This is a genomic window from Brachybacterium horti, from assembly GCF_054777615.1.
The window spans coordinates 861,759-881,805 of sequence record NZ_BAAHAM010000001.1 but is presented as its reverse complement, the minus strand read 5'-3'; the positions used below and the strand labels follow the sequence as shown (position 1 = coordinate 881,805).

The window sequence follows — 20,047 nt, the reverse complement described above, 5'->3', positions numbered from 1 at the left end:
CTGCGGTCAGAGCGAGTCCTGCCACGCCCGGTGCAGTGCGGCGAAGCGGCCGCCCGCCGCGACGAGCTCCTGCGGGGAGCCGTCCTCGACGACCTCGCCGCCGTGCACCACGAGCACGCGGTCCGCGATCATCACGGTGGTCAGACGGTGCGCGATGATCAGCGAGGTGCGGTGCCCGAGCAGCTTCGTGAGCCCCTCCTGCACCATCCGCTCGCTCGGGATGTCGAGCGAGCTCGTCGCCTCGTCGAGGATCAGCACGCGCGGGTCCGCGAGGAACGCGCGGGCGAAGGAGATCAGCTGCCGCTGCCCGGCGGAGACGCGGCCGCCGCGCTTGTTCACGTCGGTGTCGTAGCCGTAGGGCAGCTGCTCGATGAAGGAGTCCGCGCCGATGGCCTTCGCCGCCGCCTCGATCTCCTCGCGGCTCGCCCCCGGCCTGCCGAGCGCGATGTTGTCCGCGACGGTGCCGGAGAACAGGTACGCCTCCTGCGTGACCATGACGATGTTGCGGGTGAGGTCCTTCATGGAGATGTCCCGCAGGTCCACGCCGTCGAGCTTCACGCTGCCCTCGGTCGCGTCGTAGAAGCGCGAGATGAGCTTCGCGACCGTGGACTTCCCGGCGCCCGTCTGCCCCACGAGCGCGACCGTCTGCCCCGCGGGGATGTGCAGGTCCATCGGCCGCAGCACGAGCGGGCCCTGCGCCGTGTAGCGGAAGGCGACGTCGTCGAAGTCGATCCGGCCGGAGGACTGCGGCAGGGGCGTCGGCGACTCGGACTCCTTGACGTGCGGCTGCTCCGCGAGGAGGTTCGCGATCTTCTCGAGCGCCGCCACGGCGGACTGGAACGCGTTGTAGAAGTTCGCGATCTCGTCGACCGGCTGGAAGAAGCGCCGCGAGTACAGCACGAGCGCGACGAGCACGCCCACCTGCAGGTCACCGGAGAGCACCCGGAAGCCGCCCACCACGAGCACCGCCGCGATGGTGACGTTCGCGAGCACGCGCAGCGAGGGCTGGTAGATGCCGAACACCTGGATCGAGCGCAGCGACGCGTTGCGGTAGTCCATCGCGAGCGTGTCGAAGCGCTCCTGGTTGCGGTCCTCCTTGCGGAAGGCCTTCACCGCGCGGATGCCGGCCATCGCCTCGACGAAGTGCACGATCAGCCGCGCCGAGTGGGTGCGGATCGCGCGGTACTCGACGGAGGAGCGGCGCTGGAACCACAGGGTGAGCAGCAGGCAGGGGACGAGCATGAGCAGCATGACCACGCCGGTCACCCAGTCCATCGCCACGATCAGCACGATCGTGAACACCATCGAGAGGAACGAGCCCACCATGATGTTCACGCCGGAGTCGAGCAGCTCGCGCAGCGCCTCCATGTCGCTCGTCTGGCGGGAGACGATCCGGCCGGAGGTGTAGCGCTCGTGGAACTCGAGGTCCTGGCGCTGCGTGAAGCGGAAGACCTTCCGGCGCAGCGCGAGCAGCATCCGCTGGCCCACGACGACGGACTGCTTGACGTAGCCGTAGGTGAGCACGCCGCCCACGATCGCGCAGGCGATGTGGAGGGCGGCCGCCTGGATCGCGGGCACCGAGTTCCCGGCCGCGAGCGCGGGGATGCCGTGGTCGATGCCCCAGGCGATGATCGCCGGGCCGGCGACGACGGCCAGCTGCGCGACGACGACCATGACGGCCATGACCGCGAACTGCCCCTTCACGGGGGAGACCAGCTCGCCCAGCAGGGTGAGGGAGCGCTTGCGGGAGGCTCTCGCCTCCTCCGGGGTGAGGTCCTTCTGCTCGTCGTCGCCCGCGCGTTCGCGGGTCGCGGTGGCGGTCATCGTGCGCCCTCCGGCTCGGTCTCGGACGTGCTGGTGCCCTCTGATCCGGGTGGGCCGTCGGCCGCCTCCCGGGTGTCCCGCGCCTCCTGCGCCTCCTGGGCGCGCTGGATCTCGCGGAGGTCGAGCTCGCCGGTGAGCGCCTCGATGTCCTGGTCGCGGCGCGTCTCCTCCTCCTGGTTCGCGATCACCCAGCGGTAGCGGGCGCTCGAGGCCATGAGCTCGGTGTGCGTGCCGACGGCGACCACGGTGCCGCCGTCGAGCAGGGCGACCCTGTCCGCGAGGGCGACCGTCGAGGTGCGGTGGGCGACGATCAGGGTGGTCGTGCCCTCGAGCACCTCGCGGAGGCGGCCGGTGACCGTCTCCTCGGTGCGCGTGTCGAGCGCGGAGAGCGGGTCGTCCAGCAGCAGCACCGCCGGGCGGGCCGCGATCGCGCGGGCCAGGGCGAGGCGCTGGCGCTGACCGCCGGAGAGGCTCATGCCCTCCTCGCCGATCCGCGTGTCCACGCCGTCCGGCAGCTCGTACGCGTAGGTGGCGTCCGCCGTGCGCAGGGCGAGGTGCAGCAGCTCCTCGGCCGCCTCGTCGGAGAGCGCCGGATCCGCGCCGAGCAGGACGTTGTCCCGCACTGAGTCGGAGAACAGCGTCGCGTCCTCGAAGGCGACCGCGGTGAGGGTGCGCAGGTCCGGGAGGGCCAGGTCGCGCACGTCGACCCCGTCGATCCGCACGCGCCCCTCGGTCACCTCGTACAGGCGCGGCACGAGCTGCAGCAGTGTCGACTTGCCCGAGCCGGTGACGCCCACGAGCGCCATCGTCTCGCCCGGGCGGATCTCGAGGTCCACGCCGTCGAGCACGTCCTTCACGTGGCCGGGGGCGTCCTCGTAGCGGAAGTGCACGCCCTCGAAGCTGACGGCGCCGCGCGCGGCCGACGTGTCCACGGCGACCGGGCTCTCCGGGGAGGTGATCGTGTTCTCCTCGTCCATCACCTCGTAGTGGCGGTCCAGCGCGGTGGAGGCGTTGACCATCTGCCCGAACAGCATGCCGAGCATGCGCACCGGTCCCACGACGAGGGTCGCGGTCGCGAAGTAGCTCGCGAGCTGGCCCACGCTGATCGAGCCGCCTGCCACGAGGTGCAGGCCCACGAACAGGGCGATGCCGAGCGCGAGCTCCGGCAGCATGAACATGAACATGTCGAAGCGCGCCATGGAGGTCGCCTTGCGCACCTCGGTGCGGCGCAGCTCCTCCGCCTGCTCGGTGAACCCCTCGAGGGCCGACGGGCCGCGGCCGAAGGCCTTCAGCACACGGATGCCCTGCACCGACTGCTCGATGGTCGTGGCGAGGTCGCCGTTCTGGTCCTGCGAGAGGCGCGAGAGCACCGAGAACTCGCGGTGGAAGCGGTAGGCGATGACCGTCACCGGCACCGCCGCGAGGAAGAAGATCAGCGCGAGCAGCCACGAGGAGCGCACCAGCAGCACCATGCCGACGACGATCGTCACCGACGTCGTGACCAGCATGATCATGCCGAACGCGATCCAGCGGCGGATCGTGTTGATGTCGCTCATCATGCGCGAGAGCAGCTGGCCCGAGCCCCATCCGTCGTGGAAGGAGACGGGCATGTGCTGCGTCTTCGCGTAGAAGCGGACGCGGATGTCCTTCTCGACGAGCGTCGAGGGAGCGACGGCGAACACGCGCCGCAGCCAGATGAGGGCGGCCTCGACGAGGCCGAGGGCGAGGACCACGGCGCCGCCGGTCCACACGGTCGCGGAGGCCGCGCCGACGTGGAGACGGTTCACCACGACCTCGAGCACCTGGGGGATGCCCAGGGCGACGAGGGAGGCGGTGAGGGCGCTGAGGAGCCCCAGGTAGAGACGGAAACGGATCGGGCGGACCGTCTGCCAGAGACGGCTCATGGTGCCGAGCATGGGGCGTTGCATCCTTGCGGAGGAGCGGGGGTCCCGGACGGGAGGGGGAGGGGGTGGGGACCGGAGACTTAGCCTAGTCAACGATTCCCACGAGGGACAGGACATATCGCGGATGTCCCGGGGGATGAGATGTCGTGCCGCTCCCCGCGCTCATGCGACCGGGCCCGAGCTCAGTGCCCGGCCCGGTGCCACGGCTCCGGTCAGGAGGCGGTGGGCTCCCACTCGCCGTAGGCGGCGTCGGAGAGCACGGCGGAGGCGCCCGCGGCCGCGGCGGTCACGGTCAGCACGGCCGGCCAGGAGCCGATCTTCTTGGCGAGCGGGTGCGAGAGGCCGAAGCCGAGCACGTAGGCGGCGCCGAGCACGGCGGCGGTCGCGGGGCCGCGGCGGGCCAGCCAGGTGCGGCCCGCGTAGAGGCCGGCGGCGCCGAGCACCACACCGCCGAGCGGCCGGATCCCGGTCTCGCGTGCGGTGACATAACCGCCGATCAGGCCGACGGCGACGATCGGTGCGGTGCGGACGGATTCGGCGGACTTCAGCGCGGTGCTCATGCGCCCGAGCCTACGCCGGGCGGGGCCGCCGGCCTCCCAGGTCCCGGGGCGGGTCCTCAGGACTCCAGCTGCATCCGCTTGGCCTCCGCGGCGAGGTCCGCCTGCCCCGCGACGTCCTCGAGATCGGCGCCCGTGGAGGCGGTGACGGCGGCGCCCACGAGGCCTTCGACGAGCGGCGCCGCGCTCAGCCGCACGCGGCCGGCGAGCTCCGGGTCGAGCATCTCGACGGCGAGGTGGGCGGACATGACGGCGCTGCCGAGGTCCATGAGCACGAGCACGCCGTGGTCGTCCGCCGCGCTCTCGATGGCGGCGGCGATCGCGGCGGCGTCGGTGCCGAGCGCGAGGCCGTCCGGGGCGCTCGGGTCGGCGACGCCGGCCGCGATCGCGATCTCGGGGCCGTCGCCGCGCAGCATCTGCGAGGCGAGGTCCACGGCGGCGCGGGCGAGCGGCGCGGAGTGGGAGACGATGACGATGCCGGTCATCGACCCGACTCGCCGCTGACGGCGTCCGCGAGCGCCTGCCACAGCAGCACGGTGCTCGCGGCGCCGGGATCCACGTGGCCCACGGAGCGCTCGCCGAGGTAGGAGGCGCGGCCCTTCGTCGCGGTCATCGGGGCGGTGTCGTCCCGGCCCTGCGCGGCTGCCGCGGCGCCGGCGGCGACGGCCGCGGCGAGGTCGTCGCCCGCGCCGCGGAAGGCCTCGAGGGCCGGGGTCCAGGCGTCGAGCATCGTCTTCTCCCCGGGGGCCGCCTTGCCGCGGTCCGCGACGCCCTGCACGCCGGCGGCGAGCGCCTCGCCGAGGGCCGCGGCGTCGAGGGACCCGGTGCCGCCGGTCGCGCCGGCCAGGCGGAGGAAGAGGGTCCCGTAGAGCGGGCCGGAGGCGCCGCCGACGGTGGAGACGAGCGTCATCCCCGTCTTCTTCAGCAGCGCGGCCGGGTCAGCGAAGTCGCCCGCGTCGAGCGCCTCGACGACGGCGCGGAAGCCGCGGGACATGTTCGAGCCGTGGTCCGCGTCGCCGATCGCGGCGTCGAGCTCGGTGAGCTCCGCGGCGTGATCGGTGAGCAGGACGGCGGCGCGGCGCAGCCAGTCCTCGAGCTCGGTGGTGGTCAGCGCAGTCGTGGTCACGGGGCCTCCCTCAGAGTCCGCGTCGCAGGGCCGGGGTGGAGACGGGAGCGTCCCACAGGGCGGTGAGCTCCTCGTCCAGGCGCAGCAGGGTGATCGAGGCGCCCGCCATGTCGAGGCTCGTGATGTAGTTCCCGACGAGCTGCCGGCTGATCTCGACGCCGGCCTCGGCGAGGATCTCGTGGGCGTCCTTGGCGAGGATGTACAGCTCGAGCAGCGGGGTGCCGCCCATGCCGTTGACGAAGAGCAGCACGGGCCCCTCGCCGGGCAGCTCCGCGAGGATCGGATCGAGCAGGCGGCGGGCGACGTCCTTCGCGGGGACGAGCGTCGAGCGGTGGCGGCCGGGCTCGCCGTGGATGCCGATGCCCACCTCGATCTCGTCCTCGCCCAGCTCGAAGCTCGGCTTGCCGTTCGCGGGGACGGTCACGGAGGTGAGCGCGACGCCCATCGAGCGGGCGCGCTCGTTGACGCGGGTCGCGATGGCGGTGACCTCGTCGAGGTCGCGGCCCTCCTCGGCGGCGGCGCCCGCGATCTTCTCGACGAGGACGGTGCCGCCCACGCCCCGGCGGCCCGCGGTGAAGGTGGAGTCCTCGACGGCGACGTCGTCGTCGGTGATGACGCTGCGCACCTCGGTGCCGGACTCGGCGGCGGCGAGCTCCGCCGCCATCTCGAAGTTCATGACGTCGCCGGTGTAGTTCTTGACGATCTGGAGCACGCCCGCGCCGCGGTCCACGGCGGCGATCGCGGCGGCCATCTGGTCCGGCACGGGGGAGGTGAACACCTCGCCCGCGCAGGCCGCATCCAGCATGCCGCGGCCCACGAACCCGCCGTGCAGGGGCTCGTGGCCGCTGCCACCGCCGGAGATCAGGGCGACCCTGCCCTGCTCCTTGGGCTCGGCGCGCAGCAGCACGCGGTGCTCGAGGTCGAGCGTGAGGGCGTCGGGGTGGGCGAGGGCCATGCCCTGCAGGGCGTCGACGACGACGTCGTCGACGGCATCGATGAGCTTCTTCATGCCCGCCAAACTACCCGCGAATGTGGCCGCCGTCACCAGGTGGGAGGCCCGGGTAGCGCGGGCGGCGGGAGGTCAGCGGAGGACGGCGGCGCCGTGCGCGGGGACCAGGCCCGGGCCGGCCGACGGGACCCCGTCGATCATGGCGGCGCCGTCGACCGCCTCGAGGATCTCGCCGGGGGCGGGCCGCGGCTCGTCGCCGAGGTTCAGCACGAGCCGCAACGGCGCCGGGGCGCCCGCCCCGGGATCGCCCCCGTCGGCGCCGCCGGAGGGGCTCAGGACGATCTCGACCGCGGTGTTCTCGAGCGACGCCTCGACGACGGCGACGTGGGCGGTCGCGAGCCAGGGCTCGCGGCGGCGCAGGCCCAGCAGGCGGCGGTGCGCCTCGAGGATCCGCGGGGCGGCGCCGGCCTTCAGGAGGTGGGGCTGGTGCGGCGAGGGGTCCCCGCCCCCGTCGGCCCCGTCAGCCCTCTCGGAGCCGCCGAGCAGGGACGCGGGGTCGTCGGGGAAGGCGGGGCGCACGGCGTCGTCCCCGCCCGGGCGGTCTTCCTTCACGCCCACCGCGCCCAGCTCGTCCCCCGCATAGACGCAGGGCACGCCCGGGAGCAGGGCGAGCAGGGCGATCGCGGGGGCGAGGTCGCGGCCGTCGGGCAGCTGCGACGCGATGCGGGTGGTGTCGTGGTTGCCGAGGAAGGTCAACGGATGCGCGCCGCCCGCCTCGCGGAGGAACTGCTCGTGCCGGCCCAGGGCGTGCGCGAGCTCGAAGAGGTTCCCGTCCCGCAGGGAGGACCAGATCGCCTTCCACAGCTCGTACTGGGTGATCGAGTGCGCGCCCGAGGCGTCCGCGATCGCCGGGTAGTCGCCGTGGATCACCTCGCCGAGCAGCCAGGCCTCGGGGTGCGCGGCCCGCACCCGCGTGAGGATCGGCGCCCAGGCCTCGGGGCCCGCGGCGTACAGCGCGTCGAGACGCCAGCCGTCCACGCCGCGGTCGAGCCACAGGCCCATCACCTCGACCACGCGGTCCTGCACGACGGGGTGGGTGAGATCGAGCTCGACGAGGTCCGCATTGCCCTCGAAGCCGTAGGGGTGCTCGCCGGACCAGCGGATCAGCGCGCCCTCCTCGGTCCCGGGGCCCGCGGCGATCGCGCGCCGCGCCACCGGGTGCTGGGCGGAGACGTGGTTGAACACGCCGTCGAGCACCACGCGGATCCCGCGCTCCCGGCAGGCGGCGAGCAGGTCCTCGAGGTCCTCCTCGTCGCCGAGCCGCGGATCGATCCGGCGGTGGTCGAGGGTGTCGTAGCCGTGGGAGACCGCGTCGAACACCGGGTTCAGCACGAGCACGTTCGCGCCGAGGGAGACGAGGTGGTCGAGCCAGCCGAGCAGCCGGGGGAGACGGTGGACGACGTTCTCGCCCTCCGCCCCGCCGTACCCCTCGCCCACGAGGTCCTCCCGCTGCCGGGGCGCGCCGCAGAAACCCAACGGGTACACCTGCCAGCAGATCGCGGTGCGCACCCAGTCCGGGACGGGCGGCGCGGCGGGGGAGGTCGCGGGGGAGCTCATGGCGCGATCGTAGGCCCGGCCGCGCTCGAGGCAGAAGGTGGTAACGGCAGTTCCTCCCTCCCGCCGCGGGCCGGGTGCAGGCTGGCACGCATGTACGGAGCGATCATCCACGCCCCCGGCGACGTCCGCCGCGAGGAGCGACCCGACCCCACCCTGCTCGAGCCCACCGACGCGATCGTGCGCACCATCGCCGCCTGCGTGTGCGGCTCCGACCTCTGGCGCTACCGCGGCATCGCGGACGTCCCCGAGCCCACCCCCATCGGCCACGAGATCTGCGGCGTCGTCACCGCGATCGGCGCCGACGTGCGCACCGTCGCCGTGGGCGACTTCGTCGTCGGCGGCTTCAACCCGTCCGACGGGACCTGCGCCCTGTGCGCGAAGGGAGCGACCGCGAACTGCCTCCACGGTGCCCGCTACGACGGCGCCCAGGCGGAGCAGGTGCGGATCCCGCACGCCGACGGCACCCTCGTCGCGACCCCGTCGATGCCGGAGGACGACCTGGTCCCGAGCCTGCTCGCGCTCTCCGACGTCATGTGCACCGGCTGGCACGCCGCCGTCAGCGCGGGCGTCACCGAGGGCAGCACCGTCGCCGTCGTGGGCGACGGCGCCGTCGGCCTCTGCGCCGTCCTCGCGGCGGTCCAGCTGGGCGCGAGCACCGTGATCGCCATGAGCCGGCACGCCCCGCGACAGGAGGTCGCCCGCCGCTTCGGCGCCACCCACATGATCGCCGAGCGCGGCGAGGACGGCGCCGCGGCGGTCAAGGAGCTGACCGACGGGATCGGTGCGGACTGCGTGCTCGAGTGCGTGGGCACCGAGGACGCCCGGCACCAGGCCCTCGCGGTGGTGCGCGACGGCGGGGCGATCGGGCTCGTGGGCGTGCCCCACGGCGACCTGCCCGTGAACGAGCTGTTCTGGCGCAACGTGGGCCTGCGCGGAGGGCCCGCGAACTGCGCCGCCTACCTGCCCGAGCTCCTCGAGAAGGTCCTCACCCGGGAGATCGAGCCCGGGCTCGTCTTCGACCTCGAGCTGCCGCTCGCGGAGATCGGCGAGGCCTACGCGGCGATGGACGAACGGCGCGCGATCAAGGTGCTCGTGCGCCCCTGACGTGCACCCGCCCGGTGAGAGGGCCGGACAATGGGGCGATGATCGACTGGGACCTCGTCTGGCGGGACTACATCGGCATCGGGTGGAGCGGGCTGCTCGGCGTGGTGGTCTCCACCGTCGTGCTCTACCTGTTCTTCTCGCTCGTCGTGCACCTCGCCGGGCCGCGGCTCATGGCGACCGCCTCCGTGGGCAGCTTCGTCGCACTCGCCGTGCTGGGCGGCGTCTCCGCCCGCGCCACCCTCGGGGAGTCGCCCACCCTGCTCGGCGCCCTCGCGGTGCTCACCACGGTGCTGCTCCTCGAGCGATTGCTGGGGACGGTGGGCCGCACGACGCGCGCGCTGCCCGCCCGGGCGCGCCGCCGCCCCGTCGTCGTCATGGTCGCGGGGGAGCCGGTGACAGCGGCGCTGCGCCGCCACCACCTGCCGCGGCGCGACCTCGTGGACCGGCTCCGCACCCAGGGGCTGCTCGAGCTCGAGGAGGCGGCGCTCGTGATCCTCGAGCGGCGCGGGGCGCTCACGGTCGTCCGGCGCGGCAGCCGCATCGACCCGCGGCTCGTCGAGGACGTCGAGGGCATGGAGGCGGTGCCCGCGCAGCTGCTCGTGCGCTGAGCGGCGGCGCGCGACGGTCGCCGCTGGCAGCGCGGCGCCCGGCGGGGCAGGATGCGGGGAGCACCCGTCAGCTGTGAAGGAGCCGCCATGATCCGCCTGCGTCTGGACCTGTTCGCCGAATCCCTCGGGATGGGCACCTCCGCGGTGGTGCTCATGCCGCAGGAGGCCACCGGGATCGGCATGACGGGGGCGGAGGCCGCCGGGGCCGACGGGCAGGGCGGCGCATCGGCGGGGGTGCCCGTCCTCTACCTCCTGCACGGCCTGAGCGACGACTGCACCATCTGGGAGCGCCGCACCTCGATCGAGCGCTACGCGACCGAGCACGGGATCGCCGTGGTCATGCCCGAGGTGCGCCGCTCCTTCTACAGCGACGAGGCGACCGGGGAGAAGTACTGGACCTGGATCTCCGAGGAGCTGCCTGCGCTGCTGGCCCGCACCTTCCGCATCTCCACCGCCCGCGAGGACACCTTCGTGGCGGGCCTGTCGATGGGCGGGTTCGGCGCGATGAAGCTCGCCCTGCACCACCCGGACCGCTACGCCGCCGCGGCCACCCTCTCCGGCGCGCTCGATGTCACCACCCTCGACCTCTCCTGGGCGGGCACGCTCGGCGCGCGCGTCTGGGGCGAGCAGGGGCCCGCCGGCACCGACGACGACCTCTTCGCGCTGCTCCGCGCCGCGGACCCCACCACCCTGCCCGCGCTGTGGCTCGACTGCGGCACCGAGGACGGCCTGCTGGACGCGAACGAGCGCTTCGTCGCGCTCGCCGAGGAGCGCGGCGCGGACCTCACCTCGCGCCTGCGCCCCGGCGACCACACCTGGGAGTTCTGGGACGAGGGCATCCAGGACGTGCTCGCCTGGCTGCCGATCCGCCGCTGACGGCGCAGGTCCCGGGGCGGCGGGGCGGCTCAGCGCGGCGGATCAGCGACCGGCCGCGGCATAGATCCGCTCCGCCTTCTCCCGGCTCACCGGCCGCGTCAGCGCGACGATCCCCATGACGACCCCGGTGATCGGCGCGCCGAACGCCACCCACACCGCGAGCGGCACCATGAGGAACATCATCGGGACCGAGTCGCCGGAGACGACGCCGGCCTCCTCGAGCGCCGGCCAGACGGCGAAGATGAGCACGAAGAACACGACGGTCGCGAGCAGCGAGATCGCACCGAAGATCGCTGCGCGCCGGCCGACGGCACGGGCCACGGGATTCTTCCCCCGCTGCACGAGCCCGAGGATCACCAGGGTGATCGACATGACGATGGTGGCGAGGCCCGGGAACCCGATGAATCCGAGCAGCCCGAAGGCCCACGCGATCCGTCCGTCGCGGGTCACGGTGGTCGGGAAGTGCTCCGGGGTCAGCAGATGGGCCGGGGGCGGCACCACCCGGTAGGACGGCGGCACGGGCACCGAGGAGGTGGGCACGGTGGGCGGCGCATCGGAGCCCGACGGCTCGACGGGCGGGGGTGGCAGCGTCATGCGGTCAGCGTAGAGGGGTGCTCGCCGATGGGTCGGCGGGGCCGGGGAGCGGATGGCGCGACCATCGGCCCCGCGGAAGGGGCACCATGGGACCTGCACCCGGGCCGGCGACGGCCACCCCGAACCTCCAGGAGCTCCCGTGGCCCACTTCGCCGTCCGCTACACCTACGTCGACGATGCCGCGCTGCTCGACGCGCACCGTCCGGACCACCGCGCGTTCCTGCGCGGCCTGCACGAGGCGGGGCACCTCGTGCTCTCCGGCCCCCTCGGCGGCGAGCCGGCCGGCGGGCTGCTCGTGCTCGAGGGGGAGAGCCCCGAGGCGGTGCTCGCCCTGCTCGACGAGGACCCGTTCCGGAAGGTCGGCGCGCTCGCCGAGCGCGAGGCGCGCGAGTGGACCGTCGTCATCGGGGAGCTCCCCGCGCGCTGAGCAGCCGAGCTCAGGCCGAGCCGGGGGCGCTCAGTCGCCCCGCGGATCCCCGTCGAGCCCGTTCTCGGCCTGCCGCGCCCGCTCCTGGCCGGCGGCGCGCATGTCCAGCGCCCGGCCCACGGTGGCGCGGGTCGCGACCTCGGAGCCGACGATCACGACCGGCAGGTTCCCCGGTCCGCCGAGCTCCTCGACGAGGCGCTTGGCGTCCTCGTCCTTCGCGGCGTTGACCCACACGAGGTCCTCGCGCGGGGTGCGCAGCGCCGTCTGCAGGCGCGCGGAGAGCGGATCGCCCGGCGCCCACACGATGATCGTCACCGCATCGGAGCGGCGGTGCATCGCCTCGGCGAGCGGCTCGTGCGGACCCTGCCGCAGAGGGCTCGTCCAATAGGCCATGAACAGGGCGAACAGTGCCAGGAGCACACCCGCGAGCAGCTGGTCCGCGGCCACGGCGAGCACCACGGCGAGCAGCAGCCCGCCGATCGCGAGCGCGGCCGGCCGCAGCCAGGCGCGACGTCCCAGGGCCTCCATCAGCGTGCTCCTGCGAAGGCGGGCATCAGATCATCACCGCGGTCGCGGAGCGCTGGTTCGCCTCCGTGACGATCGCGTCCCGCAGGGCGGAGACGGCGGGGATCGACAGGGCGCCCTTGCGGTTGATGAGGCCGATCGTGCGGGCCTCGAGCTCGGGCAGCGTGCGCACGGTGACGCCCTCGACGTGGGAGGCCTCGAGCACCGTCTCCGGCAGCAGGGCGACGCCGCCGCCGTGCTGGACGAGCCGCTGGACGACGAGGCCGTCGTCGGTGGAGTGGCGCACGGTGGGTGTGAAGCCCGCGCGGCGGGCGGAGCTCAGCAGGTTCGCGCGACAGCGCTCGCAGCCGGCGATCCAGGGATCCTTCGCGAGGTCCGCGAGGGTGAGGTCCGGGTCCTCGGCGCGGGGATCGGTGGAGGGGAGCACGGCGAGCACGCGGTCCTCGACGAGCGGGCTCCACTCGAGGGTGCCCTCGTCGTCGATGTTCGAGCAGGGGTAGCGGAACACGAGCGCGAGGTCGAGCTCGCCCTCGCGCAGCTGGGTGATCGCGTCCGGCGGCTCGAGCTCCTCGAAGCTCACGTCGAGATCGGGCGCGGTCTCCTGCAGGTGCGCGAGCACGGGCGGCAGCAGCACCGCGGCGGCGGAGGGGAAGGTGCCGAAGCGGACGGAGCCCCGGCGCAGGGCGGTGATGTCCGCGATCTCCTCCTCGGCGGCGTGCAGCTGGGCGGCGATCGCCTCGGCGTGCGCGGCGAGGCGGCGGCCGGCCTCCGTGGGGGTGATGCCCGAGGAGGAGCGCAGCAGCAGCGTCGTGCCGATCTCCTTCTCGAGGGCGGCGAGGTGCTGGGACACGGCGGGCTGCGTCCAGCCCAGCTCGCGCGCGCCGGCGCCGATCGAGCCGTTGCGCACCACGGTGCGGTAGATGAGCAGTCGACGGGGGTCCATGCCTCCATCGTAGGCGTGGGGCGCAAGCTGTGCTTATGACTTTGGCCTCGGCGTCTACTCCTTGTCGGGCTGAAGAAACTCCTGCTCTTCCTGAGGTGAACCGGCAGGGATGGGGTCGTCCTTGCGCATCGCCTCCCGGAACGCCCGCACGCCTCCGGAGAGCCTGCCTGCACCGGATCGGACGTGCACGACGGTGTCGTCGCCGAACTGCTTCGCGGCGTTCGCTCCGCCGACACCGGTCTCGATGACCTTGTCGCGCATCTCTCCGGCGGCGGTGCGCCAGCGCTTCACCGAGGCGGAGTCGTGGCCGTCCTCGATCTCGAGTGCCGTCTGGAACTGGAGGACGTCGGTGACCACGTGGTTGCTCGAGGTCACGGCTGATCGTGCCGCGAGCGGTGACAGCAGGACCTTGGAGTTCGCGCGTCGGATCGTCGCGTTCATCCTCTCGAGCAGCAGCTCGGTGGTGCGGTGGATCGCTGACAGCCGCTTCTCGCGTGCGGACCTGAGCCCGAGTCGGTGACGGTCGAGATCTTCCGGCTCGCCGTCGAGGACGCGATCGAGCTCGAGCACGGTGAGCGCATCCTGGAGCTGGACGCAGTGGGCGATCACCGCGAGCCACTCCTTGACCTTCGGCTCGGCATCCTTCGCCGCGTTCGCGACCTCGCTCACCTTTGCCGTCTCGACCTTCTCCGCGAGGGCGTCGATCTGTCGCAGGGCGTACGCCTCGGTGCGTGCGATCGTGAAGCCTGCGCTCTGGACCTTGGACCAGGTGATCTCCGAAACCCTGCCGACGTCCTCCCGGACGGCCATGGCCTCCTCGATGAGAAGATCGACGCCGATCATGTCGGCGAGGACCGCGTCCTTCTGGGCTCGCAGGATGTCGTCGACCTTCTGGTCGATGACGGCAAGATACTCGCCCAGCTCGTCGATGGACTGCTGCAGCGCCATCTGGGACATCATCGCTGCGGACATCGCGAGCAGAGCCGGGGGTGCCACCGATGCCGCGGCGGGGACGAACTGAAGATTCTTGGTGAACTGGCCGTTCGTGGCGCGCAGCGTCGCGTGGAGATTGCCGGTGGTGGCGTTCTTGACCATGGGGAGGGTCTTCATCGCGCGCGCCGACTCGTCGGTCAGCTTGAGCCAGCGACCCGATTGCTCGGCGGCGACCGAGCCTGCCTGGGCGAGTGCGGCCGCTCCGAAGGTGGCCCTCCCGGCCAGCCTGCTCAGCCCGAGGTCCGTCCCCACCAATCCGTTCGATGTCAGGAACGCATCGACCGCATTGGTCTCTCCGATGACGGCGAGGCCGTCCCCGTCGCTCATCACTTCGATCTCGTTCGTCACTGCGCAGGCTCCGGGGCTCTGGGGCAGCGGCGCTGCCTCGTCAGTCAGATTGTCGTGGTCTGTCACGACATTCGAGTGGCCGTTCGCCGCGAAAGTCCCGCATTGTGACGTGACTGTGTCCTCGTTGCGACGCGAGGAGGGCGCCCGCCCCGGATCCCCCGGGACGGGCGCCCTCGCGCGCGTCGGCCGCTCAGCCCTGGACGGGAGGCAGCCCCAGGTTCTCGCGCAGCGTGGTCCCCGCGTACTCCGTGGGGTAGATCCCGCGCTCCTGGAGGCGCGGCACCAGGTGGTTGACGATGTCGTCGAGGCCGGAGGGGATGAGCCACGGCGTGATGTTCAGGCCGTCGATCGCGCCGAGCGCCGCGAACTGGCTTAGGCGGTCCGCCACCCGGTCGTAGCTGCCCACGAACTCGCCGCGGCGGGCGCCGGACTTCTCGCGGGCGAACTCCAGGATCGACAGACCCTTCTCCGCCGCCTCGGCGCGCCAGGCGGCCGTGAGCTCCTTCGCCTTCGCGAACTGGAAGCCCGCGCCGCGGGTGACGTCGGACTGCTCGATCTCCGGCTCGACGTCCGGCAGCGGGCCGTCGGGGTCGAAGTCGGAGAGGTCGCGGCCCCAGTACTGCTCGAGCAGGGCGATCGCCTGCTGCGGGCCGATCTGGTGGTCGCGCACCCAGATGCGCTTCTCCTCGGCCTCGGCGTCGGTCGCGCCGAGGATGATCTCCGCACCCGGCAGGATCTTCACCGCCTGCGGGTCGCGGCCCGCGGCGATCGTCGCGTCGACCACCGAGCGGCGGAAGTCCGCGGCGGCGGCGAGGGTGCCGTGCGGGGAGAAGATGACGTCGGCCGTGCGGCCGGCGAAGGCCTGACCGGCGGGGGAGGCCCCGGCCTGGAAGAGCACCGGCTCGCCCTGCGCGGAGCGCGGCAGGGTGCCGCGGGCGGCGACGTCGTAGTGCTGGCCGTGGTGGTCGATCTGCTCGCCGCGCCACAGCTGCTGGGCGACCTTCACGAACGCCTCGGCGTGCACGTAGCGGTCCTCGTGGTCGAGGTAGCCGCCGCGGCGGAAGTTCTCGCCGGTCCACGCGTTGTCCGTCGTGACGATGTTCCATCCGGCGCGGCCGCCGGAGAGCAGGTCGAGGGTCTGCAGGCGCCGTGCGAGGTCCACCGGGTCGTTGTAGGTGGTGTTCTGCGTGGCGACCAGGCCGATGCTCTCGGTGATCGCGGCGAGGCCGGCGAGAAGGGTCTGCGCGTCGGGCCGGCCGGCGACGTCGAGCTCGAGCGGCACGCCGCGGTGCTCGCGCAGGCGCAGCCCCTCGCCCAGGAAGAAGGCGGCGAAGCGACCGCGCTCGGCGGTGCGGATGAGCGTCTCGAAGGACTCCCAGGCGATCTGCGAGCCGGAGCGCTCGGAGCGCCACACGGTCGAGGAGTTCACGCCCTGGAAGAACGCGCCGAAGGACAGCTGCCCGGTGGGCGTGTGCTCGGGGTGCAGGGGGTGCTCGGTGGGCCCGGTCGCGAGACCCTGGGCCTCCTCGGAGAGGGCGGGCAGGGTGGGGACGGCGGTCATCGGCTCTCCTCGGTGGTGGATGCGGCGGCGACGAGACGGGCGCGGTCCGCGCGGCGGGCCGGGTCCTCGTCCCGCACCGCGGCGGGCAGGCCCAGCTGGGCGCGCAGGTCGGTGCCGGCGGCGGGGGCGGGGGCGACGAGGTCGTCCTCGCGGAGCGACGCGGCGAGCGCGCCGAGACGCGCGGCGAGGGCCTGCGGGTCCCCGCTCAGGTCGAGGCCGACGAGCCGCACGAGGCGCACGGCGGAGGCGCCGTCCCCGCGCACGGCCGCCTCGAGCTCGCCCGCGACGACGGCGCGCAGCTGGTCACCCGCGGCCTGCGGATCGGTGAGGTCGGGGCTCGTGAGGTCGAGCCCGGTGAGGTCCGCGTCGAGGGCGCGGCCGTCGGCCAGCTGCTCGGCGACCTTCTCCCCGGCGGCGGCGCGGTCGGCGTCCGCGAGCAGCACGGGCAGCACGCCCTGCGGGGAGCGCGGGGTGATCGCGGGCCCGCGCACGGAGAAGGTCTCGCCCTCGAAGTCCGCGTACTGCAGGCGGGCGGCGTCGATGTAGAGGCCGCGCTCGGCGTCCCGCACCTCGGCGTCCTCCGCCCAGGAGTCCCACACGAGGCGGGAGGCGACGAGGACGTCCGCCGCCTCCTGGGCGGCGGCCTCGGCGCCGAGCACCTCGCGGCCCACGGCGTGCGCGGCCTCGGGGGTGTCCTCGACGGCGAGCAGCCAGCCGGCGCGGCCGGCGGCCACGTGGTCCAGGCTCATGAGCTGGGTCGCCAGGTGGAAGGGCTCCACGTGGACGGCGTCGGTGCGCGGCAGCAGCCCGAGCGTCGTGGTGGCGGGTGCGAGGTGCGCGGCGACGTGGATCGGGTGCAGGCCGCCGTCGCTGAGGGTCAGCGCACCGATCCCGGCGGCCTCGAGGGCGCGGGCGAGGGCGCCGAGCGCGGGCAGCGCTGCGGGATCGGTGACGAGGTCGACGGCGAGCACGGGCGCGGGTGCGGCCGCGCCTGCGCTGTTCTGGGGTGTGGTCACGGGTTCTCCTTCGTGTGGACGGTGGACTCGGTGAGGGCCTCTTCGGTCAGGTGCCAGCGGTCGAGCACCTTCGCGTAGGTCCCCTCCTCGATGAGGGCGTCGAGGGCCGCGGCGTAGGCCTCGGTGAGGGCGCTGCCCCGCTGGAAGGTCGCGGCGACGAGGGTCTTGTCCGGCCAGCCGGCGTCGATCTTCCCCTGCACCTCGACGTCGTCGCGGCGGTCCGCGACGAAGGAGACGGAGGCGAAGGGGGCGAGGTAGCCGTCGATCCGGCCGGAGCCGAGGGCGAGCAGGGTGTCCGCCTCGGTCGAGTAGTTCTTGAGCTCGGCCGGCTCCTTGCCGTCCTTCTCGAGCTGTGCGTTCCACTCCTTGAGGATGTTCTCCTGGTTGGTCGCGGCGTCCACGGCGATGATGCGCCCGCTGATCGACTCCGCGTCGGAGAGCTGGAACTCGGCGCCCTTCTTCGCGAGGAAGGCCATGAAGGCCGCGCGGTAGGAGGCGAAGTCGAACTTCTCGAGGCGCTCGGGGTTGATGCCGATGTTGGCGTGGACGACGTCGAACTCGCCGGCCTCGAGCTTGAGCGGCCAGTTCTCCCAGGTGGTCTGGATCAGCTCCATCTCGAGACCGAGCTTGTCCGCGACGATCCGGGCGATGTCGATCTCGGAGCCGATGTAGGTCGTGTTGTCGTCGGCGAGGAAGGCGAGCGGGGCGCTGCCGGCGCCGTTGCTGCCCACGCGGACCTTGCCGGTGTCGGCGATCTCCTTGGGCACCAGTGCGGCGATCTCGTCGTCGGCGGTGGAGCGGATGAGCTGCTGGGTGCCGGAGGTGTCGATCGAGCCGCCGGTCGCGCCGCCGCCGTCGGAGGCGCCGCCCGCGTCGGAGCCGGAGCCGCTGCCGCCGCCGGTCGCGGTCGCGACCGGGTCGGAGCAGGCGGCGAGGGTGAGGGCGGGCAGCGCGAGGCCGCCCAGGGCGAGCGTGCGGCGGGAGAGCGAGGGGAGGGTGCGGGTCATCGGTGGTCCTCGGGGGCTGCGGAGGGGCTGGTGGGGGAGTCGGAGCCGACGGCGCCGTGCCCGACGGCGGTGGCGTCGGACGCCTCGGGGCCGCCGCTGCGCACGCGCTGCAGGAAGCTGCGGGTGCGCTCGTGGGCGGGGGCGTCGATCACCTGCGAGGGCGGGCCCTGCTCGACGATCCGGCCGTGGTCCATGAACACGACCGTGTCCGCCACGTCCCGGGCGAAGGAGATCTCGTGCGTGACGATGACGAGCGTGGTGCCCGCGCTCGCGAGGCCGCGGATCACGGCGAGCACCTCCTCGACCAGCTCGGGGTCCAGGGCGGAGGTGGGCTCGTCGAAGAGCAGCACGCTGGGGTCCAGGGCGAGCGCGCGGGCGATCGCGACGCGCTGCTGCTGGCCGCCGGAGAGCTGGCGCGGGTAGGCGCCGGCGCGGTCCTCGAGGCCCACGAGGGCGAGCAGCTCGCGTGCACGGGCCTCCGCCTGCGCCTTGGGCACGCCGAGCGCGCGGCGCGGCGCCTCGGTGATGTTGGCGAGGGCGGTGCGATGGGCGAAGAGGTTGAAGGACTGGAACACCATGCCGATGCGGGTGCGCTGGCGCAGCACCTCCTTCTCGCTCAGCTCGTGGAGCAGGTCGCCCTGGCGGCGGTAGCCGATGACCTCGCCGTCCACCGTGACGAGGCCCGAGTCCACGGGCTCGAGGTGGTTGATGGTGCGCAGCAGGGTGGACTTCCCGGAGCCGGAGGGGCCCAGGATCGCGGTGACCTCGCCGGGCCGCACGGTGAGGTCGATGCCGCGCAGCACCTCGAGGTCGCCGAAGGACTTGCGCACCCCGCGGATCTCGACGAGCCCGCCGCGCGGGCCGCCGTGGGTGGTGCTCGGGGCGGCGGCCGGAGCGGTGGCAGGTGCGGTGGCGGTGCTCATGCGGAGGCTCCTTCGCGGGCGGGGACGGTCGTGGGGCGGGCGCCGCGGCCGCGCAGGCCGGCGCGGAGCCGCTGCAGCGGGGTGGGCGGCAGGGTGCGCAGGGCGCCCTTCGCGTAGTGCCGCTCGATGTAGTACTGGCCGATCGAGAGCAGCGAGGTGATCACGACGTACCAGAGCGTCGCGACGAGCAGCATGGGCAGCACCTGCTGGGTGCGGCCGTAGATGAGCTGGACGGTGAAGAACAGCTCGGCGTGCGCGAGGACGTAGACGATCGAGGTGCCCTTGACCAGGCCGATCACCTCGTTGAACGCCGAGGGCAGGATCGACCGCATGGCCTGCGGCAGCACGATCCGCAGGGAGCGGTCGCGGGCGGGCAGGCCCAGGGCGGAGGCCGCCTCGAGCTGACCCTGGTCCACGGAGAGGATGCCGCCGCGGATCAGCTCCGCCGCGTAGGCCGCCTGGTGCAGACCCAGGCCCAGCACCGCGGCGAGCATCGGCGTCATGAGGTCGCTCGTGCGGGCGTCGAAGAAGGTGACGTCGGTGAGCGGGATGCCGAGGGTGACGCGCTCGTAGAGGTAGCCGAGGTTGTACCAGAGCAGCAGCTGCACGAGCATCGGCGTGGAGCGGAACACCCAGGAGAACGTCCAGGCCACGCCGGAGACGAGCGTGGACGGCGAGAGCCGCATGAGGGCGAGGACGAGGCCCAGGCCGAAGCCCACGGCGCCCGCGAGGGCGGTGAGGCGGAGGGTCTCGAGCAGGCCGCGGATGATCGACTCCGCGAAGAACCACTGCGCGACGACGCCCCACTCCCAGCGCGGGTTGGTCGCGAAGGACCAGGCGACGAGCGCCACGAGCAGCGTGACGACGACGGCGAGCGCGACCCGTCCGGGGTGGCGGGCGGGGACGACGCGGAGCCGCGAGAGGTCCTCGTCGCTCAGCGCGGAGATCGAGTCGGGGCCGACGGGCGCCGCGGCGCCGGTCGTCCCGGCGGGGGCGTCGACACCGGCGGACGGCGGCGCGCAGGCGGCGTCCGCCCGGGCGCCGGGCGCCGAGGGGCGCTGCGTCTCGAGGGCAGAGGGGAGAGCCATGGGGCCGTCCTTCCGTGACGGGAGATGAACCGCACCGCGGTCATCGGTTGCGAGGAT

Annotated in this window: 20 protein-coding genes; 4 read left to right on the top strand and 16 right to left on the bottom strand. The window is 73.4% G+C overall.

Annotated features, from left to right (window positions below; translation table 11 throughout):
- Positions 1-6: 6 nt before the first annotated feature.
- From ACYVAP_RS04040 to ACYVAP_RS04010, 7 genes are all read right to left on the bottom strand, one after another.
- Positions 7-1,824, bottom strand: a complete 1,818-nt coding sequence (locus ACYVAP_RS04040; RefSeq protein ID WP_498859646.1) for an ABC transporter ATP-binding protein — start codon at positions 1,822-1,824, stop codon at positions 7-9.
- The gene (locus ACYVAP_RS04035) at positions 1,821-3,740 is read right to left on the bottom strand and encodes an ABC transporter ATP-binding protein (protein WP_343903950.1); all 1,920 of its coding nucleotides are present in this window, start codon (positions 3,738-3,740) and stop codon (positions 1,821-1,823) included. The genes ACYVAP_RS04040 and ACYVAP_RS04035 overlap by 4 nt, the downstream gene beginning before the upstream one ends.
- 200 nt (positions 3,741-3,940) lie before the next feature.
- Positions 3,941-4,288, bottom strand: a complete 348-nt coding sequence (locus tag ACYVAP_RS04030) for a hypothetical protein (protein WP_137769539.1) — start codon at positions 4,286-4,288, stop codon at positions 3,941-3,943.
- A gap of 56 nt (positions 4,289-4,344) precedes the next feature.
- Positions 4,345-4,770 (bottom strand): dihydroxyacetone kinase phosphoryl donor subunit DhaM, encoded by a 426-nt coding sequence (gene dhaM / locus ACYVAP_RS04025; RefSeq protein ID WP_498859645.1) that lies wholly within the window; start codon positions 4,768-4,770, stop codon positions 4,345-4,347.
- Positions 4,767-5,411: a dihydroxyacetone kinase family protein gene (gene dhaL, locus ACYVAP_RS04020; protein WP_498859644.1), complete on the bottom strand. Its 645-nt coding sequence runs from the start codon at positions 5,409-5,411 to the stop codon at positions 4,767-4,769. Before dhaL ends, dhaM begins: the two co-directional genes overlap by 4 nt.
- 10 nt (positions 5,412-5,421) lie before the next feature.
- On the bottom strand, positions 5,422-6,420 hold the full coding sequence (dhaK, locus tag ACYVAP_RS04015) for a dihydroxyacetone kinase subunit DhaK (RefSeq protein ID WP_498859643.1): 999 nt from the start codon (positions 6,418-6,420) through the stop codon (positions 5,422-5,424).
- Between the two features lie 72 nt (positions 6,421-6,492).
- On the bottom strand, positions 6,493-7,977 hold the full coding sequence (locus tag ACYVAP_RS04010) for an alpha-amylase family protein (protein WP_498859642.1): 1,485 nt from the start codon (positions 7,975-7,977) through the stop codon (positions 6,493-6,495).
- Between the two features lie 90 nt (positions 7,978-8,067).
- Here ACYVAP_RS04010 and ACYVAP_RS04005 point away from each other — a divergent pair, with 90 nt between their 5' ends.
- The 3 genes from ACYVAP_RS04005 (at position 8,068) to ACYVAP_RS03995 (ending at position 10,565) form a co-directional block, all read left to right on the top strand.
- A complete protein-coding gene (locus ACYVAP_RS04005; protein ID WP_498859641.1) occupies positions 8,068-9,081 on the top strand; it encodes a zinc-dependent alcohol dehydrogenase family protein in 1,014 nt (337 codons plus the stop codon).
- 38 nt (positions 9,082-9,119) lie between these two features.
- Positions 9,120-9,689 carry a YetF domain-containing protein gene (locus ACYVAP_RS04000; protein WP_137769545.1) on the top strand — a complete coding sequence of 190 codons (570 nt, stop codon included), beginning with the start codon at positions 9,120-9,122 and terminating at the stop codon, positions 9,687-9,689.
- 87 nt (positions 9,690-9,776) lie between these two features.
- Positions 9,777-10,565: an alpha/beta hydrolase gene (locus ACYVAP_RS03995; protein WP_498859640.1), complete on the top strand. Its 789-nt coding sequence runs from the start codon at positions 9,777-9,779 to the stop codon at positions 10,563-10,565.
- Positions 10,566-10,607: 42 nt separating this feature from the next.
- Here ACYVAP_RS03995 and ACYVAP_RS03990 read toward each other — a convergent pair whose 3' ends face one another.
- Positions 10,608-11,159, bottom strand: a complete 552-nt coding sequence (locus ACYVAP_RS03990) for a hypothetical protein (protein ID WP_137769547.1) — start codon at positions 11,157-11,159, stop codon at positions 10,608-10,610.
- Positions 11,160-11,298: 139 nt separating this feature from the next.
- Here ACYVAP_RS03990 and ACYVAP_RS03985 point away from each other — a divergent pair, with 139 nt between their 5' ends.
- Positions 11,299-11,586: a YciI family protein gene (locus ACYVAP_RS03985; protein WP_498859639.1), complete on the top strand. Its 288-nt coding sequence runs from the start codon at positions 11,299-11,301 to the stop codon at positions 11,584-11,586.
- 30 nt (positions 11,587-11,616) lie between these two features.
- On the opposite strand, the gene ACYVAP_RS03980 is transcribed toward ACYVAP_RS03985, so the two are convergent.
- The 8 genes from ACYVAP_RS03980 to ACYVAP_RS03945 form a co-directional block, all read right to left on the bottom strand.
- Positions 11,617-12,114: a hypothetical protein gene (locus tag ACYVAP_RS03980; protein ID WP_498859638.1), complete on the bottom strand. Its 498-nt coding sequence runs from the start codon at positions 12,112-12,114 to the stop codon at positions 11,617-11,619.
- Positions 12,115-12,139: 25 nt separating this feature from the next.
- The gene (locus tag ACYVAP_RS03975; protein WP_498859637.1) at positions 12,140-13,054 is read right to left on the bottom strand and encodes a LysR family transcriptional regulator; all 915 of its coding nucleotides are present in this window, start codon (positions 13,052-13,054) and stop codon (positions 12,140-12,142) included.
- Positions 13,055-13,108: 54 nt separating this feature from the next.
- Positions 13,109-14,374, bottom strand: coding sequence for a Clp protease/crotonase-like domain-containing protein (locus ACYVAP_RS03970; protein ID WP_498859636.1), 1,266 nt, complete (start codon positions 14,372-14,374; stop codon positions 13,109-13,111).
- Positions 14,375-14,585: 211 nt separating this feature from the next.
- The gene (locus ACYVAP_RS03965) at positions 14,586-15,956 is read right to left on the bottom strand and encodes an LLM class oxidoreductase (protein WP_498859635.1); all 1,371 of its coding nucleotides are present in this window, start codon (positions 15,954-15,956) and stop codon (positions 14,586-14,588) included.
- Complete coding sequence (locus ACYVAP_RS03960) at positions 15,953-16,972, bottom strand: LLM class oxidoreductase (protein WP_498859634.1); 1,020 nt, start codon at positions 16,970-16,972, stop codon at positions 15,953-15,955. Before ACYVAP_RS03960 ends, ACYVAP_RS03965 begins: the two co-directional genes overlap by 4 nt.
- The gene (locus tag ACYVAP_RS03955; protein ID WP_498859633.1) at positions 16,969-17,979 is read right to left on the bottom strand and encodes a type 2 periplasmic-binding domain-containing protein; all 1,011 of its coding nucleotides are present in this window, start codon (positions 17,977-17,979) and stop codon (positions 16,969-16,971) included. The genes ACYVAP_RS03960 and ACYVAP_RS03955 overlap by 4 nt, the downstream gene beginning before the upstream one ends.
- Positions 17,976-18,902 carry an amino acid ABC transporter ATP-binding protein gene (locus ACYVAP_RS03950; RefSeq protein ID WP_498859632.1) on the bottom strand — a complete coding sequence of 309 codons (927 nt, stop codon included), beginning with the start codon at positions 18,900-18,902 and terminating at the stop codon, positions 17,976-17,978. Before ACYVAP_RS03950 ends, ACYVAP_RS03955 begins: the two co-directional genes overlap by 4 nt.
- Positions 18,899-19,990 carry an amino acid ABC transporter permease gene (locus tag ACYVAP_RS03945; protein ID WP_498859631.1) on the bottom strand — a complete coding sequence of 364 codons (1,092 nt, stop codon included), beginning with the start codon at positions 19,988-19,990 and terminating at the stop codon, positions 18,899-18,901. The genes ACYVAP_RS03950 and ACYVAP_RS03945 overlap by 4 nt, the downstream gene beginning before the upstream one ends.
- Positions 19,991-20,047 lie beyond the last annotated feature (57 nt).

Coding starts and splice junctions, on each gene's coding strand:
- ACYVAP_RS04040 (WP_498859646.1), bottom strand. CDS start 1,824: ATGACCGCCACCGCGACCCGCGAACGCGCGGGCGACGACGAGCAGAAG.
- ACYVAP_RS04035 (WP_343903950.1), bottom strand. CDS start 3,740: ATGCTCGGCACCATGAGCCGTCTCTGGCAGACGGTCCGCCCGATCCGT.
- ACYVAP_RS04030 (WP_137769539.1), bottom strand. CDS start 4,288: ATGAGCACCGCGCTGAAGTCCGCCGAATCCGTCCGCACCGCACCGATC.
- dhaM (WP_498859645.1), bottom strand. CDS start 4,770: ATGACCGGCATCGTCATCGTCTCCCACTCCGCGCCGCTCGCCCGCGCC.
- dhaK (WP_498859643.1), bottom strand. CDS start 6,420: ATGAAGAAGCTCATCGATGCCGTCGACGACGTCGTCGTCGACGCCCTG.
- ACYVAP_RS04010 (WP_498859642.1), bottom strand. CDS start 7,977: ATGAGCTCCCCCGCGACCTCCCCCGCCGCGCCGCCCGTCCCGGACTGG.
- ACYVAP_RS04005 (WP_498859641.1), top strand. CDS start 8,068: ATGTACGGAGCGATCATCCACGCCCCCGGCGACGTCCGCCGCGAGGAG.
- ACYVAP_RS04000 (WP_137769545.1), top strand. CDS start 9,120: ATGATCGACTGGGACCTCGTCTGGCGGGACTACATCGGCATCGGGTGG.
- ACYVAP_RS03995 (WP_498859640.1), top strand. CDS start 9,777: ATGATCCGCCTGCGTCTGGACCTGTTCGCCGAATCCCTCGGGATGGGC.
- ACYVAP_RS03990 (WP_137769547.1), bottom strand. CDS start 11,159: ATGACGCTGCCACCCCCGCCCGTCGAGCCGTCGGGCTCCGATGCGCCG.
- ACYVAP_RS03980 (WP_498859638.1), bottom strand. CDS start 12,114: ATGGAGGCCCTGGGACGTCGCGCCTGGCTGCGGCCGGCCGCGCTCGCG.
- ACYVAP_RS03975 (WP_498859637.1), bottom strand. CDS start 13,054: ATGGACCCCCGTCGACTGCTCATCTACCGCACCGTGGTGCGCAACGGC.
- ACYVAP_RS03970 (WP_498859636.1), bottom strand. CDS start 14,374: ATGAGCGACGGGGACGGCCTCGCCGTCATCGGAGAGACCAATGCGGTC.
- ACYVAP_RS03965 (WP_498859635.1), bottom strand. CDS start 15,956: ATGACCGCCGTCCCCACCCTGCCCGCCCTCTCCGAGGAGGCCCAGGGT.
- ACYVAP_RS03955 (WP_498859633.1), bottom strand. CDS start 17,979: ATGACCCGCACCCTCCCCTCGCTCTCCCGCCGCACGCTCGCCCTGGGC.
- ACYVAP_RS03950 (WP_498859632.1), bottom strand. CDS start 18,902: ATGAGCACCGCCACCGCACCTGCCACCGCTCCGGCCGCCGCCCCGAGC.
- ACYVAP_RS03945 (WP_498859631.1), bottom strand. CDS start 19,990: ATGGCTCTCCCCTCTGCCCTCGAGACGCAGCGCCCCTCGGCGCCCGGC.